The sequence below is a fragment of the Streptomyces sp. NPDC001678 genome, assembly GCF_042892945.1.
Classification (GTDB): Bacteria; Actinomycetota; Actinomycetes; order Streptomycetales; family Streptomycetaceae; genus Streptomyces.
Genome location: NZ_JBIAUP010000011.1, coordinates 25,218 through 39,641, shown reverse-complemented (window position 1 = coordinate 39,641; position 14,424 = coordinate 25,218). Strand labels below are relative to the sequence as shown.

Here is a 14,424-nt window from a genome sequence, read left to right as displayed (position 1 = left end):
CGTGCCGGGCTTCGCTGACGCCCTGTCGGCCACTCAGCGTAATGCCCGGATGATCATCGTTCGACCGGCCGGTTCCCTGATCCGGCCGGGGGCCAGGCAGTATGGGGGTGTGACCCTTATCGATCAGATGCCGAGCCATGCCGACCCCGATGCCCTTTTCGAAGCTTTCTCGACCTGGGCCGAGGAGCGGGGCATCTCGCTGTACCCCGCCCAGGAGGAGGCGCTGATCGAGGTGGTCTCCGGGGCGAACGTGATCCTCTCGACGCCCACCGGCTCGGGCAAGAGCCTGGTCGCGGCGGGCGCGCACTTCACCGCGCTCGCCAATGACCAGGTGACCTTCTACACCGCCCCCATCAAGGCGCTGGTCTCGGAGAAGTTCTTCGACCTGTGCAAGATCTTCGGCACCGAGAACGTCGGCATGCTCACCGGCGACGCCTCGGTCAACGCCGACGCCCCGGTGATCTGCTGCACGGCCGAGGTGCTCGCCTCCATCGCGCTGCGCGACGGCAAGGACGCCGACATCGGCCAGGTCGTGATGGACGAGTTCCATTTCTACGCCGAACCGGACCGGGGCTGGGCGTGGCAGATCCCGCTGCTGGAGCTCCCCCAGGCGCAGTTCATCCTGATGTCCGCGACGCTCGGTGACGTCTCCCGTTTCGAGGAGGACCTGACCCGGCGCACCGGGCGGCCGACCTCGGTGGTCCGCTCGGCGACCCGGCCCGTTCCGCTGTCGTACGAGTACCGCTCGACGCCGCTGACGGAGACGCTGACCGAGTTGCTCCAGACGCGCCAGGCCCCGGTGTACATCGTCCACTTCACCCAGGCGGCCGCCGTAGAGCGGGCGCAGGCGCTGATGAGCATCAATATGTGCTCGCGCGAGGAGAAGGACGAGATCGCCAAGCTGATCGGCAACTTCCGCTTCACCACCAAGTTCGGGCGGAACCTCTCGCGCTTCGTGCGGCACGGCATCGGTGTGCACCACGCCGGGATGCTGCCGAAGTACCGGCGACTGGTGGAGCGGCTGGCGCAGGCCGGTCTGCTCAAGGTGATCTGTGGTACCGACACCCTGGGCGTCGGGGTCAACGTGCCCATCCGCACGGTGCTCTTCACCGCGCTGACCAAGTACGACGGCCAGCGGGTGCGGACGCTGCGGGCGCGGGAGTTCCACCAGATCGCGGGCCGGGCCGGGCGGGCCGGCTTCGACACGGCCGGATTCGTCGTCGCGCAGGCGCCCGACCACGTCGTCGAGAACGAGAAGGCGCTGGCCAAGGCGGGGGACGACCCCAAGAAGCGGCGCAAGGTGGTCCGCAAGAAGGCTCCCGAGGGCTTCGTCAACTGGACGGAGAACACCTTCGAGAAGCTCATCGCCTCCGAGCCGGAGCAGCTCACCTCCCGTTTCCGGGTCACCCACGCGATGCTGCTGGCGGTCATCGCCCGGCCGGGCAACGCCTTCGAGGCGATGCGCAGGCTACTGGAGGACAACCACGAGCCGCGCAGGAACCAGCTGCGGCACATCCGCCGGGCCATCGCCATCTACCGCTCGCTGCTGGACGGCGGTGTGGTGGAGCGGCTGGAGGAGCCGGATGCCGAGGGCCGGATCGTGCGGCTGACGGTCGACCTCCAGTCGGACTTCGCGCTCAACCAGCCGCTGTCGACCTTCGCGCTGGCCTCCTTCGAGCTCCTGGACCCGGAGTCCCCCTCCTACGCGCTGGACATGGTCTCGGTCGTGGAGTCGACGCTGGACGACCCCCGGCAGATCCTGGCCGCGCAGCAGAACAAGGCGCGCGGCGAGGCCGTGGCGGCGATGAAGGCGGACGGCGTCGAGTACGAGGAGCGCATGGAGCGCCTCATGGACGTCAGCTACCCCAAGCCGCTGGAGGAGCTGCTGTCCCACGCCTACGACGTCTACCGCAAGAGCCACCCGTGGGTCGGCGACCACCCCCTGTCGCCCAAGTCGGTCATCCGTGACATGTACGAGCGGGCGATGACCTTCACGGAGTTCACGGCCCACTACGACCTGGCCCGGACCGAGGGCATCGTGCTGCGCTACCTGGCCAGTGCCTACAAGGCGCTGGACCACACCGTGCCGGACGATCTGAAGTCCGACGACTTCGAGGACCTGATCGCCTGGCTCGGCGAGATGGTCCGCCAGGTCGACTCGAGCCTGCTGGACGAGTGGGAGCAGCTGGCCAACCCCTCGGAGGAGAGCGCGGAGGAGGCCCAGGAGCGGGCCGACCAGGTCAAGCCCGTCACGGCCAACGCCCGTGCCTTCCGGGTGCTGGTGCGCAACGCGCTGTTCCGTCGTGTGGAGCTCGCCGCCCTGGACAAGGTCGCCGAACTCGGCGAGATGGATGCCGAGTCCGGCTGGGACGAGGACCGCTGGGCCGAGGCCATGGACGCCTACTGGGACGAGTACGACGATCTGGGCACCGGCCCCGAGGCGCGCGGGCCGAAGCTGCTGCGCATCGAGGAGCGGCCGGAGGACGGTCTGTGGCGGGTCCGGCAGACCTTCGCCGACCCCAATGGCGATCACGACTGGGGCATCTCCGCCGAGGTCGACCTCGCGGCATCCGACGAGGAGGGCCGGGCGGTCGTCCGGATCATGGACGTCGGCCAGCTCTGACGCCTTCCCGGCCACGGTCCGGCGGTGCGCTCGGCGCTCCGCCGGACCGTGGTCTACCGACGCCCGCGCAGCCATGACCACAACTTTCCGGGACGCGGGGACCGGGGCTCCGGGCGGCGGGTGCGCTCCCGCCCGGGCGCCGTGCTGTCGGCGGGGTCACGACCGGGCTCCGGCTCGGGGGCGTGGTCCGGCCCGGTCTGCCGGTTCCCGTCGGTGCCGGGTGCGGGCCGGGTGGCCCGGGCCTGGGGCAGGGCGGTCGTGAGGCAGTGGCGGTACCAGTCGATCTCGTCCGGGTCCTCGGCCAGCACCAGCGACTCGATCACCTCACGGGCCGCCGGGACCTCGGAGCGGATCCGGGTCAGCTCCGGGCGCAGCGCGTTCAGATACGCCCGTTCACCCGGGTCGGGCACGGCTTGTGCCAGTTCGGGGGTGTCGAGCACGGCGGCGGTGGCGGCCGCTCGCTGCCAGGCGTCCGTGGCCTGGGCGGTCAGCTGGTCGACCCGGCGGGCGCGCCAGCCCCGGGCGCGCCGGTCGGAGTGTTCGTCCAGCGCGGTCCGCAGCAGGGCGGGGGTGCGGCCGGTGAGCAGCCCGGGTTCACGGTCGGCGAACTCCGCGAGGTCGGCCGCCAGATAGTGCCAGACGACGGCGCGGTACCGGTTGACGTAGAAGCGGACCGGGGTGAAGCAGCCGGCCCGGGCCAGGCGGGTGAAGCGGGCGGGGCTGACGCCCATGAGCTCGGCTCCTTCCGCCGTGCCCACGGCCCAGAGCCGGGAGCGCAGCGCTTCCGGGAAGCCCTCGCTCGATCCGTGCCGGTCGATCTCCTCCGGGGGGACCCGTCGCCGCCCGGCCGGGCCGGCCGAGACGGTCCGTACCTCCCCGAGCTGGACGGCCAGTTCGAACTCGCGCGGTTTGAGCCCGAGCTCCCGCGCGGCCCGGGCGAAGGGGACGCCCGGCCACGCCGGGCCGTGCGCCCCCGTCCGCCCTCGCTCCCGTCGCTGCCGTTCCTGTCGTACCTCCATGACGCCCTCCCACCATCGCCCGATTACTGACAGTGACGACGATAGCGGTGGGGTGCGACAGCCCGCCGGGCCTGTGGATAACCCCGGCGGGCCTCGGCGCCGACCCCGGTGCGGCCACCGGTCCGGCACCGGCCGGGGTCGCCGACTTCCGGCGGAAGTCGGCGATTTCCGGCGGGAGTCGGCGATTTCCGGCCGGATTCAGCGGTTCCGGCCGCCGACGCGGTTGGCCAGCAAGGTCATCTCGTAGGCGATCCGGCCGATGTCGGCATCGGCATCGCCGAGCACGCACAAGCAGCTCTCCTCGTCGGCGGCCGTCACGAACAGCACGCCCTGCTCGAATTCGACCATGGTCTGGCGCACGCCGCCCACCCGGAATTGCCGGCCCGTTCCCCGGGCGAGACTGTGCAGTCCGGAGGCGACCGCCGCCAGGTGTTCGGCCTCCTCTCTCGCCAGACTCGCGCTCGCTCCCGTCACAAGCCCATCGTTGGACAGCACCAATGCGTGGCGTATCCCACCGCCCCTCTCGGCCAACTCGTCCAGCATCGAGTCGAGTTCCTTACCGATTCCCATGTCCGCCTCCCCGTTCGGCAATTCCCCGTAACCGCCGTGCAAGCCTTGCCCACCTCCGCGCTCCGGGCAACCCGCCCTCCCCTCCGACACCCATCCGTTCGCCAGTTGACACAGGATGCGGACATGACGCGGAAAACGAGCGGCACCACTGTATTTTCCGGAGGTTCAACTCCTCGCCCACCGGGCACACTTGAACGACCGCAGGAAATTGCCGCTCACAAGGGCAGGTGATCCGCGTGTTCAACAAACTCCGCAAGCGCTCGGAAGAGGTCCGGCGGGCACCGACGCCACGGCCGCTCGTGAGCCGCCAGCACAATCTCTTCGAGGCCGCGGCGGCATATGTCGCCGCCTGCGCCGAGAACGACTACGACAAAAGCATGGAAGCGACGCGCTGGGTCTCGCCGGAAGCCCTCAGCTTCGGCGTGAACGAGCTCGCGTGCCGCGCCGTGATAGCCCTCGCCCGCGAACGCGACGAATCCCCGCAGACGGTGGCCCGTACCCTCCTCGGACTGCCCGCCGCCTGACGCGGAACGACGTCCATCACGCGTCGCACGCCGCTCGGCCGCCGTTCCACGATTCGTCATGTTGAAGTCGTGTACATGCCACCGCGCACCGTCCTACGCTGCCAGCGCACCCGGCTCACCCCCCACCGATGCCACTTCATCCGGAGGAGCTCGTGCCCGCCGCAGCCAGTCCCACCCACCCCCATCGCCCCCGCCGCCGCCATCTCCTCGCCCTCGCCACGGCCTTCGGGCTCGCGGCCACCTCCCTCGGCCTGTGGGCCTCGGACTCCACCGCCGCGCCGGCTGTTCCCACGCCCGACCACGTCGTGGTCGTCGTCTTCGAGAACCGCGCCTACGACCAGGTCATGGGCAGCTCCAGCGCCCCCTACATCAACTCCCTGGCCGCGGGCGGCGCGAACCTGACCGCCTCGTACGCCGAGACCCACCCCAGCCAGCCCAACTACTACGCGCTGTTCTCGGGCGACACCCAGGGCATCACCGACGACAGCTGCGTCGACCCCGGCTTCAGCGAGGAGCCCAACCTCGGCTCGGAGCTGATCGCCGCGGGCAAGACCTGGGCGAGCTACAACGAATCCCTGCCCTCCGAGGGCTCCACGACCTGTGAGAGCGGCAAGTACCGCCAGAAGCACAACCCCTGGTTCGGCTTCGGCAACGTCCCCACCAGCACCGCCCACACCTTCGGCGCCTTCCCCCGGGACTACGCCACCCTTCCCGCGGTCTCCTTCGTCGTACCGAACATGTGCAGCGACATGCACGACTGCTCCATCGGCACCGGCGACACTTGGCTGAAGAACAACCTCAAGTCCTACGCCGACTGGGCCAAGACCCACAACAGCCTGCTGCTGATCACCTTCGACGAGGACAACCGCCTCAGCGGCAACCGGATCCCCACCGTCCTCTACGGCCAGCAGGTCAAGGCCGGTTCCACCTCCGACACCACGTACAACCACTACGACGTGCTGCGCACCCTGGAGACCATGTACGGTCTCCCGCACGCCGGGAACGCCGCGAGCGCCAAGGACATCACCGGCGTCTGGAACAGCTGACCGTGTACCTCGCGGACCGTCGCACCACCACCGCCACCGACGCCGCCGGACGGAATCCCGCTCCCGGCCGGCGGGCCGCCGTTCCCGCCACGGTGTTCGCGCTCGGCACCGTCAGCCTGGTCACCGACGTCTCCTCGGAGATGGTCAGCGCCGTCCTGCCGCTCTATCTGGTCGCCGGGCTGGGCCTGTCCCCGCTCGGCTTCGGACTGCTGGACGGCCTCTACAACGGCGTCGGCGCGCTCGTCCGCCTCGTCGGCGGCCGGCTCGCCGACCGTCGCGACGGCGGCCACAAGACCGTGGCCCTCCTCGGCTACGGCCTCTCCGCACTGTGCAAACCGCTGTTGCTCGTCGTGCACGGCGTCCCGCTGATCGGCGCCGTCCTGGCGGCCGACCGCACGGGCAAAGGACTGCGCACCGCACCGCGCGACGCCATGATCTCGCTGGCCTGCGAACCCGCCGACCGGGCCCGGGCGTTCGGCGCGCACCGGGCCATGGACACCGCCGGGGCGCTGCTCGGCCCCCTGCTGGCCTTCCTGGTCCTGCGGACCGCCGCCGAGGGGTACGACGCGGTCTTCACGGTCAGCGGCTGCGTGGCGGCGCTGGGCGTGCTCATCCTCTGGCTGTTCGTTCCCGCGCACCCCGGCGAACCCACGAGCCCCACCGACCCCGTGCTCCCCCGCCGCACGGAGACCCGGACTCCGCTCCGGGACCTCCTGCGCCGTCCCGGGGTCCGCCGGCTCACCGCCTGCGCGGTACTCCTCGGGCTGACCACCGTCAGCGACTCCTTCCTTTACCTCACCCTCCAGCGCCGGCTCGCCGTCACCGAGGCGTGGTTCCCGCTGCTGCCCCTGGGCACCGCCGCGGCGTTCCTCCTGCTGGCGGTGCCGCTCGGCGTGGTCGCCGACCGCTTCGGCAGGCGCAGGCTGTTCCTCTGCGGCCACCTCGCGCTCCTCGGCGCCTATGGGCTGCTGCTCGCGCCCCTGGGGAGCTCGCCCGCCCTGGCCTGCGCCGTCCTCGCGCTGCACGGCACGTTCTACGCCGCCACCGACGGGGTGCTGGCCGCCGCGACCGCCGACGCCGTGCCCCGGGAGACCCGGGGCAGCGGCCTCGCGGTCGTCCAGACCGGTCAGGCCGCGGCGCGCTTCGTCTGCTCGATCGCCTTCGGCGCGGCCTGGACCGCGTGGGGCGACCGCACGGCGCTGGGCGCGGCGGCCACCGGCCTCCTCGTCTCCGCCGCCGCCAGCGCCGTACTGCTGCGCCCCTCGCCCACCGACGTCCCACCGGAGCCCGTCCGTTGAACCGGATGAACCCGAACCGGATGAACCCGAACAGGATGAACCGCACGCACCGACTCCTGGTCCTGTTCGCCGCCGTCCTCCTCCTGACGGGGGTCGCCGTCGGCGCCACCCTGCGGGCCGCCGACCGGGCGGCGGAGAAGGACCGGCCCCGGGCGGGCGGCCCGCCCGTACGGCCCGGCGCGGTCACCCTCGACGCCCCGGGCCGCGACGTCTTCCGGAACATGGCCTGGGGGCCGCACCGCGACGAGGTCGTCTCGGTCTCCGACGCCGACCCGGCCGGACCCCGCACCTCCTCCGGCGTCCGCTGTCTGCGCTTCCACACGGCGGCGGGCACCGGCGTCTGCCTCCAGTCGGCGCGCAGCGGCCTGCGGGACGTCTACCGGGCCGTGGTCCTCGACGCGCGCCTGCGCCCGCTGCGCCGCTACGACCTGGCGGGCATCCCCACCCGCGCCCGGGTCTCCCCCGACGGGCGGGCCGCGGCCTGGACGGTCTTCGTCAGCGGCGACTCCTACGCGGGCACCGCCTTCTCCACCCGCACCTCGGTCCTGGACGTCCGCACCGGGGAACTGGACCGCGATCTGGAGGACTACCGTTTCCTCCTGGACGGCCGGCCCCACCGGGCGGCGGACCTCAACGTCTGGGGCGTCACCTTCGCCGACGCCGGACACTTCTACGCCACCGTCGCCACGGGCGGCAGGACCTATCTGGTGCGCGGGGACCGCTCGGAGCGGACGCTGCGCGCCCTGCACGAGAACGTCGAATGCCCGTCCCTGTCCCCCGACGGGACGCGCGTCGCGTACAAGAAGCGTGTCGAGGGCGCGTCCCCCGACGCGCCCTGGCGGCTGTACGTCCTGGACCTGCGCACCCTGCGCGAGACCGCCACGGCGGAGCGGCGCAATGTCGACGACCAGGCGGTCTGGCGGGACGGGCACACGCTCGTGTACTCCCTGCCCGGTGACTACGGCTCCGATCTGTGGACCGTCCCGGCCGACGGATCCGGCCGCGCGCGGCTGCTGACGGAGGCGGCGCTCGCCCCCGTGTTCACCACGCGTCCCTAGTGCGGGCCCGGCGGCCCTAGCGACCCAACTGTTTGCGGGACGCCCTGCGCAGCCGTGTGCGCTGCGACGGATCGAGCAGCAGATAGGCGCCGACGGGAATGCCGACCATCACCAGCAGCGCCGCCCAGAAGGGCAGCAGCCACAGCAGGATCACCCCCACCGCCACACCACCCACGGCGACCTTGGCCCTGTTGGACATGTCCGTGCCTCCTTCGCGACGGCTGCCGAACCCGGTTTCAGCGTACGTCGGTCCGCGCCAAGTCGGGTGACGCGGATCACCTCGGAGATCCCTCCATCGGCCGCGCGTCTCCTGTACCCTCGGCCGCTCCGACCCGCACTAGTCAAATTTGAGGAATGCGCAGCGCTGTGACCCCGCTCTCTGCCGCGACACCCTCCGACGTCTCCCTGCTCGCCCGCTGTCAGGCGGTCTTCCTCCCCGGGGACCCGGCCCGCGCCGGGCGGGTCGCCTTCTGGCTCCCCGACGGCACACCACCCCTGGCGGGCGGCACCGTCGAGGAACTGACCGTCGCCGTCCCCGACGGCGACGACGTGACCACGACGACCGTCCGGGCGAACGTGCTGCCCGTGCGCGACGCCGTGCCCGTCCTCACCCGTGCCCGGGCCGCCCGGGCCGACGAGACGGCCGCCTTCTGGGGCGCCGTCGCCGTCCTCGCCCTCCAGCTCGCCGCGACCGGCAAGCTGCTGCCCGGACTGACCGGCACCGACCACGACACCTGGCGGGCCGGGCCGCTCACCCCCGACGACACCCGCCGTGTCCAGGAGCTCGCCGCGGCCATGCCGCCCACGGCGCACGCCGTGCCGCTGCCGGGCGGCGGAGCACCCCTGCTGCCCGAACCCGAGGGGCTCGTACGGTCCTTCCTCGACGCCGTCGCCGACGGCCTGCCCCGCTCCCCCGCCGCCGTCCTCGCCGCGGGCGGCCGCCCCTTCGCCGCCCCCGAGCCCCAGCGGGTGCCCGCCGCGCGCGCCTGGGCCACCGGTTACGACACGGCCGTACGGCTCTCCCTGCGCGTCGAGGTCCTCGCGCGAACGGGGTCCGACGGGACGGGCGAGGAGCTCCACCCACGCTTCCGGGCCGTGCCACAGCTGCACAGCCTCTCCGACCCGGCACTGGTCGCCGACGCGGCCGACGTGTGGTCCGGCGTGTCCCCGGCGGGCCGCGCGCTCGGCGGCTCCCGCATGAACGCGCTGCGCGCCCTGCGGCGCGCCGCCCACGCCTGGCCCGCGCTCTCGCCCCTGCTGTCGGCCGCGGTGCCCACCGCCGTCGACCTCGCCGACGAGGAGACCGGGGAGCTCCTCGGCGCGGCCGCCCGGGCGCTGGACGCCGCGGGCGTCGAGGTCCACTGGCCCAAGGACCTGGTCCGCGAGCTCACCGCCCGTGCCGTCGTCGGCCCGCCGGACGACGCGTCCGGGCACCGCTCGGGCATGCCGTCCCTGCTGTCCGCCGACAAACTGCTCGCCTTCGGCTGGCGCTTCGCCATCGGCGACCAGGAGCTGACGCGGGCGGAGCTGGACCGGCTCGCCGAGGCGAGCCGCCCCGTCGTACGGCTGCGCGACCAGTGGGTGCTCGTCGACCCCGAGGCGCTGCGCCGCGCCCGCGACCGGCGCGACCGGCGGATCACCCCCGCCGAGGCGCTGGGCGCCGCGCTCACCGGCAGCGCCCCCGCCGGGAACGACGACGAGACGGTCGAGGTGCTGGCGACGGGCTGGCTGGCGGCGCTGCGCGACCGTATCGCCGACCCCGAGACCCGCCGTGAACCGGTCGCCCAGCCCGCCGCGCTGACCGCCACCCTGCGCGACTACCAATTGCGCGGCCTCGACTGGCTGAACCGGATGACCTCGCTCGGCCTCGGCGGCTGCCTGGCCGACGACATGGGCCTGGGCAAGACCATCACCCTGATCGCCCTCCACCTGCACCGGCAGACCCTGCCGGAGGCCGCCGGCCCCACGCTGGTGGTCTGCCCGGCCTCGCTGATGGGCAACTGGCAGCGCGAGATCGAACGTTTCGCCCCCGGCACCCCGGTCCGCCGCTTCCACGGCACGTCCCGCGACCTCGACGCGCTCGGCGAGGGGGAGTTCGTCCTCACCACCTACGGCACGATGCGACTGGACGCGCCCCGGCTGGCGGGCATCGGCTGGGGACTGGTCGTCGCCGACGAGGCCCAGCACGTCAAGAACCCGTCCTCCGCGACCGCCAAGGCCCTGCGCGCCATCGGGGCGAAGGCGCGCGTGGCGCTGTCCGGCACCCCGGTCGAGAACAACCTGTCCGAGCTGTGGGCGATCCTCGACTGGACCACGCCCGGGCTCCTCGGCTCGCTCGGCGGCTTCCGCCGGCGCCACGCCCGGGCCGTGGAGAGCGGCGCCGACCCGGCGGCCGCCGAGCGCCTCGCGGCGCTCGTCCGCCCGTTCCTGCTGCGCCGCCGCAAGTCCGACCCGGGCATCGCGCCCGAGCTGCCGCCCAAGACCGAGACCGACCATCCGGTGGCGCTCACCGGGGAACAGGCGGGCCTGTACGAGGCCGTGGTGCGGGAGATCCTCGCGGAGATCGCGGAGGCGGACGGGCTCGAACGGCGCGGGCTGATCGTCAAGCTGCTCACCGGGCTCAAGCAGATCTGCAACCATCCCGCCCAGTTCCTCAAGGAGCACGTCCCCGGAGAGCCGGGCAAGGCGGGCGACGGCCCCCGGATCGAGGGACGTTCCGGCAAGGTCGAGCTTCTCGACGAGCTGCTGGACACCATCCTCGCCGAGGGCGGAAGCATCCTGGTGTTCACCCAGTACGTCCGGATGGCGCGCCTCCTGGAACGTCATCTGGCCGCGCGGGGCGTGACCACCGCGCTGCTGCACGGCGGTACGCCCGTTGCGCGGCGGGAGGAGCTGGTACGGCGCTTCCAGGAGGGTGAGATCCCGGTCTTCCTGCTGTCGTTGAAGGCGGCCGGCACGGGCCTGAACCTCACGCGCGCCGGTCATGTCGTGCACTTCGACCGTTGGTGGAATCCCGCGGTCGAAACCCAGGCCACCGACCGCGCCTACCGCATCGGCCAGACCCAGCCCGTCCAGGTGCACCGGCTCGTCGCCGAGGGCACCGTCGAGGACCGGATCGCGGAGATGCTGGCGCGCAAGCAGGCCCTTGCCGACGCGGTGCTGGGCGCCGGGGAGGCCGCGCTGACCGAACTGACCGACGCCCAACTGGCGGAGCTCGTGGAGCTGAGGGGGACCGGACGATGACGAGGACGGCACACGACCGGCGGGAACGCGTCTTCGCGGCCCTGCCTCCGGTGGCGGGGCAGGTTTTCGCCACGAGCCAGTGGGGCCGGGCCTGGCTCAAGGCGCTGGAGGACACCGCCCTGGACGGCAGGCAGGTGAAGGCCGGCCGTCAGTACGCCCGCGCGGGAGCGGTCGGGGCGGTGTCCGTCCGGCCGGGGCGGATCACCGCGCTCGTCCGCGACCGGGACGGCGTCACCCACCGCTCGGACGTGGTGGTCCAGCGATTCACGGAGGCCGACTGGGACCGGCTCCTGGATGTGGTGGCCGATCGTCCCGAGCACATCGCGGCGCTGCTGGACGGGGACCTGCCGCCGCACCTGGCCGAGGACGCGGCCGCGGCGGGCGTCGACCTGCTGCCCGGCATCGGCGATCTGGAGGCCGAGTGCGCCTGCGGGGCGTGGGACCACTGCCCGCACTCGGCGGCGCTGTGCCATCAGGTCGCCCGGCTGCTCGACCGGGATCCGCTCGTCCTGTTGCTGCTACGGGGGCGCGAGGAGCGGGAGTTGCTGGAGGAACTGCGATCGCGCAGTGCCCCGCGTGCCGCTTCGTGCGCGCCGGAGCCGCCTGTGGGGATACCGGCGCGTGAGGCGTTCGCGGGGCGCGGCCTCGTGCCGCCGCTTCCGGATCTCCCGCCGCCGGTGGAGGTGGCGGGGCGGCCGCCCGTCCTGGCCGGCGAGGGGGACGGGGCCGAAGGGGCGCACGGGCTCGACGTCGAGGCCCTGGCGTTCCTCGCGAGGGACGCGGCGGTCCGGGCGCGGCGGCTGCTGGCGGAGGCGCTGACGCCGGGCCACGAGCTGACGCCCGTGCCCGGGGAGCCGACGGTGCGCGAGGACGCGGAGCGGCTGGCCGCGGCGGGGCCACCGGAGCGGGTCGCAGCGCGGATCGCGGCGCGGCTTGCAGAGGCCGGTTGAGCGGCAGCCGTCAAGTACTCGGCTGGAAGCGTGGTCCGAGCGGCTGCGGGCCGGTGGGGGCCGATCGCGCCCACGCGGCGGTAGCCGCATATCGACACTGTCCCGCGCCCCTTACGGGGCGCGGTAGCGCACTGGACGTCGTCCTTACAGCCCGAAGATGTCCGTCGGCAGGCCCGACGGGAGAGTCGAGGGCAGCGTCGACGGGAACCCGGACGGCAGACCGCTGGGCAGGCTCGACGGTAGCCCGGTGGGGAGCGGGAAGGGGGACAAGGCGGTGCCGGTCGGCACCGCGCTGTGGCTCGGCGTGCTGCCACCGGAGTCCTTGCCTCCGACGAGCACCACGGCCCCCACCGCGAGGACCGCGACCCCGAGCAGCGCGGCGACGGCCGTCGCCACCCGCCGTCCTCTCCCGCCGCCGGGCGGAGGCGGTGGGTCCGGCTGCCAAGCGGGGCCGAAGCCGCCGGACGGTCCGTAAGGTCCGTACGGCGGGCCGTACGGCGGCCCCGGCGGGGGGCCTGGAGGGGTGGCCATACGGCCAGCGTTCCCCTGCCGTGGCGGCCCGGCCCGCGCGGTGACCGTTCCGCTACGGGATCCGCTCCGGAACCGGACATTCCATCGACCCGCCGACGATGCGGCGTTACCGGAATAAATATCCGTTAACCGTATGATTCGACCGATGACTGCCGAGATCACACGGACACGCGCCGGCGAGGCGAAGGCGGGCGCGGCCCGCCTTCTGCTCGCCTTCCGGCACGGCAATCAGGCGGCGTTCGACTGCTCGCTGCCCGGGTCCATGACGGCCGAGGAGGCCCGGGACCTCGTCGCCGCGCTCGTCTGGATCGCCAACGAGGCCATCCGGAAGGCCTACCGGCCCGATGTCGCCGACCGGGTGCTGCGGCATCTCGTCAGGCGGGTGCCGGACGAGCCCGGTTGGGTCGAGACGGACGAGGAGGCCGCACCGGATGTCGCAGTGCTGCTCGAATCCGTATGGCGGAAGGACACGGAGAGGGTACGGGAGCTGGTGCGCGCCACACCCGACACGACCTTCCTGCTGGGCAAGCTGGTGCAGGCGGTCGCGCTGCTGCTGCCGGCGGTCCGCGACACGGAGGTGTGCCGGGTGCTCAACGAGCTGCGCGCAGGAACGCCTCGAGGCCTGCCAGGTCGTCCGTGTTGAGGTAGTCCGCACCGGCCGCGAGGAGCTCCCGCCAGAGCGCGTCCCGCGCCGGGCCGGGCGCGTCCGGCGTGGCCCAGAAGCGGACCGCCCGCCCCTCGGCATGCGCGGTGGCGACGATCCGCCGGAGGGCGGCCCGCTCGTGGCCGGGCATGGGGCCCACCCCCCGCCAGGTGAAGTTCTCCACCCAGTTGTCGCTGATGAGGGGCGCGAAGGAGGCGGGCGCGCCGCCGAGGTCGGTGAGCCGGCCGTCGTAGAAGGCCTGGCGCGTCCGCTCCGCCTCCATGGGGGCGCGGGCGCCCCGGTCCCCCGAGACGACGGCGGTCACCGCGGCGCGGCGCGTCCGGTCGCCGGACCACGCGGTGAGCATCGGGTGGTACGGGCGCAGTCGGCGCGACAGGGCCCGGTAGGTGGCGTCGCCCGGGGTCTTGATGTCGATGAGGAGCTGGAGGGTCAGATCGTATCCGCGGTACACCCGGCCGCGGTTGGCTCTGACGCGGCTCATCAGGGGGTCGAGGTAGAGGGATTCGAGCGTGCGTGCGGGGTCGAGCCCGGAGGCGTCGTGCGCGACGAGGAGCTCGTCCCCGACCAGCCAGATGTCGGCCTCCACGCTGTTGAAACCGTGGGAGAGGGCGTCGGTGAGCGGGTGGGGGTGCTCGTAGTCGTTGTGCGCGTGGGCGCGGCGCAGCGGCGGCCTGGCGCGCCCGGTGTCCGTGGGCGTGGCGGCGGGGGCGGCGAGAGCCGGGGTGACGAGGGCCGGTGCGGCGACGGAGCCGGCGAGCGCGGCTCCGAGGGCGAGGACGGCGGATCGGCGCGTACGGGACATGGGGCTGCCTCCCGGTGGCTCGGTGAGCGAATAGGGGCGGGCTGCGCGCGCTGACGCTTGCGAGTATCGGGGCCCACCGGGCCGTTTGACAGGGCC

Annotated in this window: 12 protein-coding genes and 1 pseudogene; 8 read left to right on the top strand and 5 right to left on the bottom strand. The window is 73.1% G+C overall.

Annotation, left to right across the window (positions count from 1 at the left end):
• Positions 1–109: 109 nt before the first annotated feature.
• Positions 110–2,623, top strand: a complete 2,514-nt coding sequence (locus tag ACFYZR_RS22640; RefSeq protein WP_391912999.1) for a DEAD/DEAH box helicase — start codon at positions 110–112, stop codon at positions 2,621–2,623.
• A gap of 53 nt (positions 2,624–2,676) precedes the next feature.
• Here ACFYZR_RS22640 and ACFYZR_RS22635 read toward each other — a convergent pair whose 3' ends face one another.
• Both ACFYZR_RS22635 and ACFYZR_RS22630 read right to left on the bottom strand, forming a co-directional pair.
• The gene (locus ACFYZR_RS22635) at positions 2,677–3,642 is read right to left on the bottom strand and encodes a DUF6397 family protein (protein ID WP_391912997.1); all 966 of its coding nucleotides are present in this window, start codon (positions 3,640–3,642) and stop codon (positions 2,677–2,679) included.
• A 198-nt stretch (positions 3,643–3,840) separates the two neighbouring features.
• Positions 3,841–4,212, bottom strand: a complete 372-nt coding sequence (locus ACFYZR_RS22630; protein ID WP_391912995.1) for a roadblock/LC7 domain-containing protein — start codon at positions 4,210–4,212, stop codon at positions 3,841–3,843.
• Between the two features lie 227 nt (positions 4,213–4,439).
• Between ACFYZR_RS22630 and ACFYZR_RS22625 the strand changes: the two genes are divergently transcribed.
• From ACFYZR_RS22625 to ACFYZR_RS22610, 4 genes are all read left to right on the top strand, one after another.
• Positions 4,440–4,736 (top strand): hypothetical protein, encoded by a 297-nt coding sequence (locus ACFYZR_RS22625; protein WP_391912993.1) that lies wholly within the window; start codon positions 4,440–4,442, stop codon positions 4,734–4,736.
• A 128-nt stretch (positions 4,737–4,864) separates the two neighbouring features.
• Positions 4,865–5,782 (top strand): alkaline phosphatase family protein, encoded by a 918-nt coding sequence (locus ACFYZR_RS22620; RefSeq protein WP_391912991.1) that lies wholly within the window; start codon positions 4,865–4,867, stop codon positions 5,780–5,782.
• 2 nt (positions 5,783–5,784) lie between these two features.
• Entirely contained in the window at positions 5,785–7,080 is a 1,296-nt protein-coding gene (locus ACFYZR_RS22615) for an MFS transporter (RefSeq protein ID WP_391912989.1), read from the top strand.
• 35 nt (positions 7,081–7,115) lie between these two features.
• Entirely contained in the window at positions 7,116–8,138 is a 1,023-nt protein-coding gene (locus ACFYZR_RS22610; RefSeq protein ID WP_391912987.1) for a TolB family protein, read from the top strand.
• Positions 8,139–8,154: 16 nt separating this feature from the next.
• Here the strand turns inward: ACFYZR_RS22610 and ACFYZR_RS22605 are convergent, their stop codons facing one another.
• On the bottom strand, positions 8,155–8,337 hold the full coding sequence (locus tag ACFYZR_RS22605) for a hypothetical protein (RefSeq protein WP_391912985.1): 183 nt from the start codon (positions 8,335–8,337) through the stop codon (positions 8,155–8,157).
• A 167-nt stretch (positions 8,338–8,504) separates the two neighbouring features.
• Here ACFYZR_RS22605 and ACFYZR_RS22600 point away from each other — a divergent pair, with 167 nt between their 5' ends.
• Together ACFYZR_RS22600 and ACFYZR_RS22595 are read left to right on the top strand one after the other, a co-directional pair.
• Positions 8,505–11,381: an SNF2-related protein gene (locus ACFYZR_RS22600; RefSeq protein WP_391912983.1), complete on the top strand. Its 2,877-nt coding sequence runs from the start codon at positions 8,505–8,507 to the stop codon at positions 11,379–11,381.
• Positions 11,378–12,310 (top strand): annotated as a pseudogene (locus tag ACFYZR_RS22595) (SWF or SNF family helicase); the annotation flags it as partial. The gene ACFYZR_RS22600 and the pseudogene ACFYZR_RS22595, both read left to right, overlap by 4 nt.
• 165 nt (positions 12,311–12,475) lie before the next feature.
• On the opposite strand, the gene ACFYZR_RS22590 reads toward ACFYZR_RS22595, so the two are convergent.
• The gene (locus tag ACFYZR_RS22590) at positions 12,476–12,727 is read right to left on the bottom strand and encodes a hypothetical protein (RefSeq protein ID WP_391912981.1); all 252 of its coding nucleotides are present in this window, start codon (positions 12,725–12,727) and stop codon (positions 12,476–12,478) included.
• Positions 12,728–13,007: 280 nt separating this feature from the next.
• On the opposite strand from ACFYZR_RS22590, the gene ACFYZR_RS22585 reads away from it, so the two are divergent.
• Positions 13,008–13,505, top strand: a complete 498-nt coding sequence (locus ACFYZR_RS22585; RefSeq protein WP_391912979.1) for a hypothetical protein — start codon at positions 13,008–13,010, stop codon at positions 13,503–13,505.
• Here the strand turns inward: ACFYZR_RS22585 and ACFYZR_RS22580 are convergent.
• Positions 13,453–14,328 (bottom strand): phosphatidylinositol-specific phospholipase C/glycerophosphodiester phosphodiesterase family protein, encoded by an 876-nt coding sequence (locus tag ACFYZR_RS22580; protein ID WP_391912977.1) that lies wholly within the window; start codon positions 14,326–14,328, stop codon positions 13,453–13,455. The two genes, ACFYZR_RS22585 and ACFYZR_RS22580, sit on opposite strands and share 53 nt — an antisense overlap.
• Between the last annotated feature and the right edge of the window lie 96 nt (positions 14,329–14,424).

Bases quoted from the DNA above. Each gene is read 5' to 3' on its own strand.
- ACFYZR_RS22580 (WP_391912977.1), bottom strand. From the start codon at position 14,328: ATGTCCCGTACGCGCCGATCCGCCGTCCTCGCCCTCGGAGCCGCGCTC.
- ACFYZR_RS22585 (WP_391912979.1), top strand. From the start codon at position 13,008: ATGACTGCCGAGATCACACGGACACGCGCCGGCGAGGCGAAGGCGGGC.
- ACFYZR_RS22620 (WP_391912991.1), top strand. From the start codon at position 4,865: ATGCCACTTCATCCGGAGGAGCTCGTGCCCGCCGCAGCCAGTCCCACC.
- ACFYZR_RS22610 (WP_391912987.1), top strand. From the start codon at position 7,116: ATGAACCGCACGCACCGACTCCTGGTCCTGTTCGCCGCCGTCCTCCTC.
- ACFYZR_RS22630 (WP_391912995.1), bottom strand. From the start codon at position 4,212: ATGGGAATCGGTAAGGAACTCGACTCGATGCTGGACGAGTTGGCCGAG.
- ACFYZR_RS22605 (WP_391912985.1), bottom strand. From the start codon at position 8,337: ATGTCCAACAGGGCCAAGGTCGCCGTGGGTGGTGTGGCGGTGGGGGTG.
- ACFYZR_RS22635 (WP_391912997.1), bottom strand. From the start codon at position 3,642: ATGGAGGTACGACAGGAACGGCAGCGACGGGAGCGAGGGCGGACGGGG.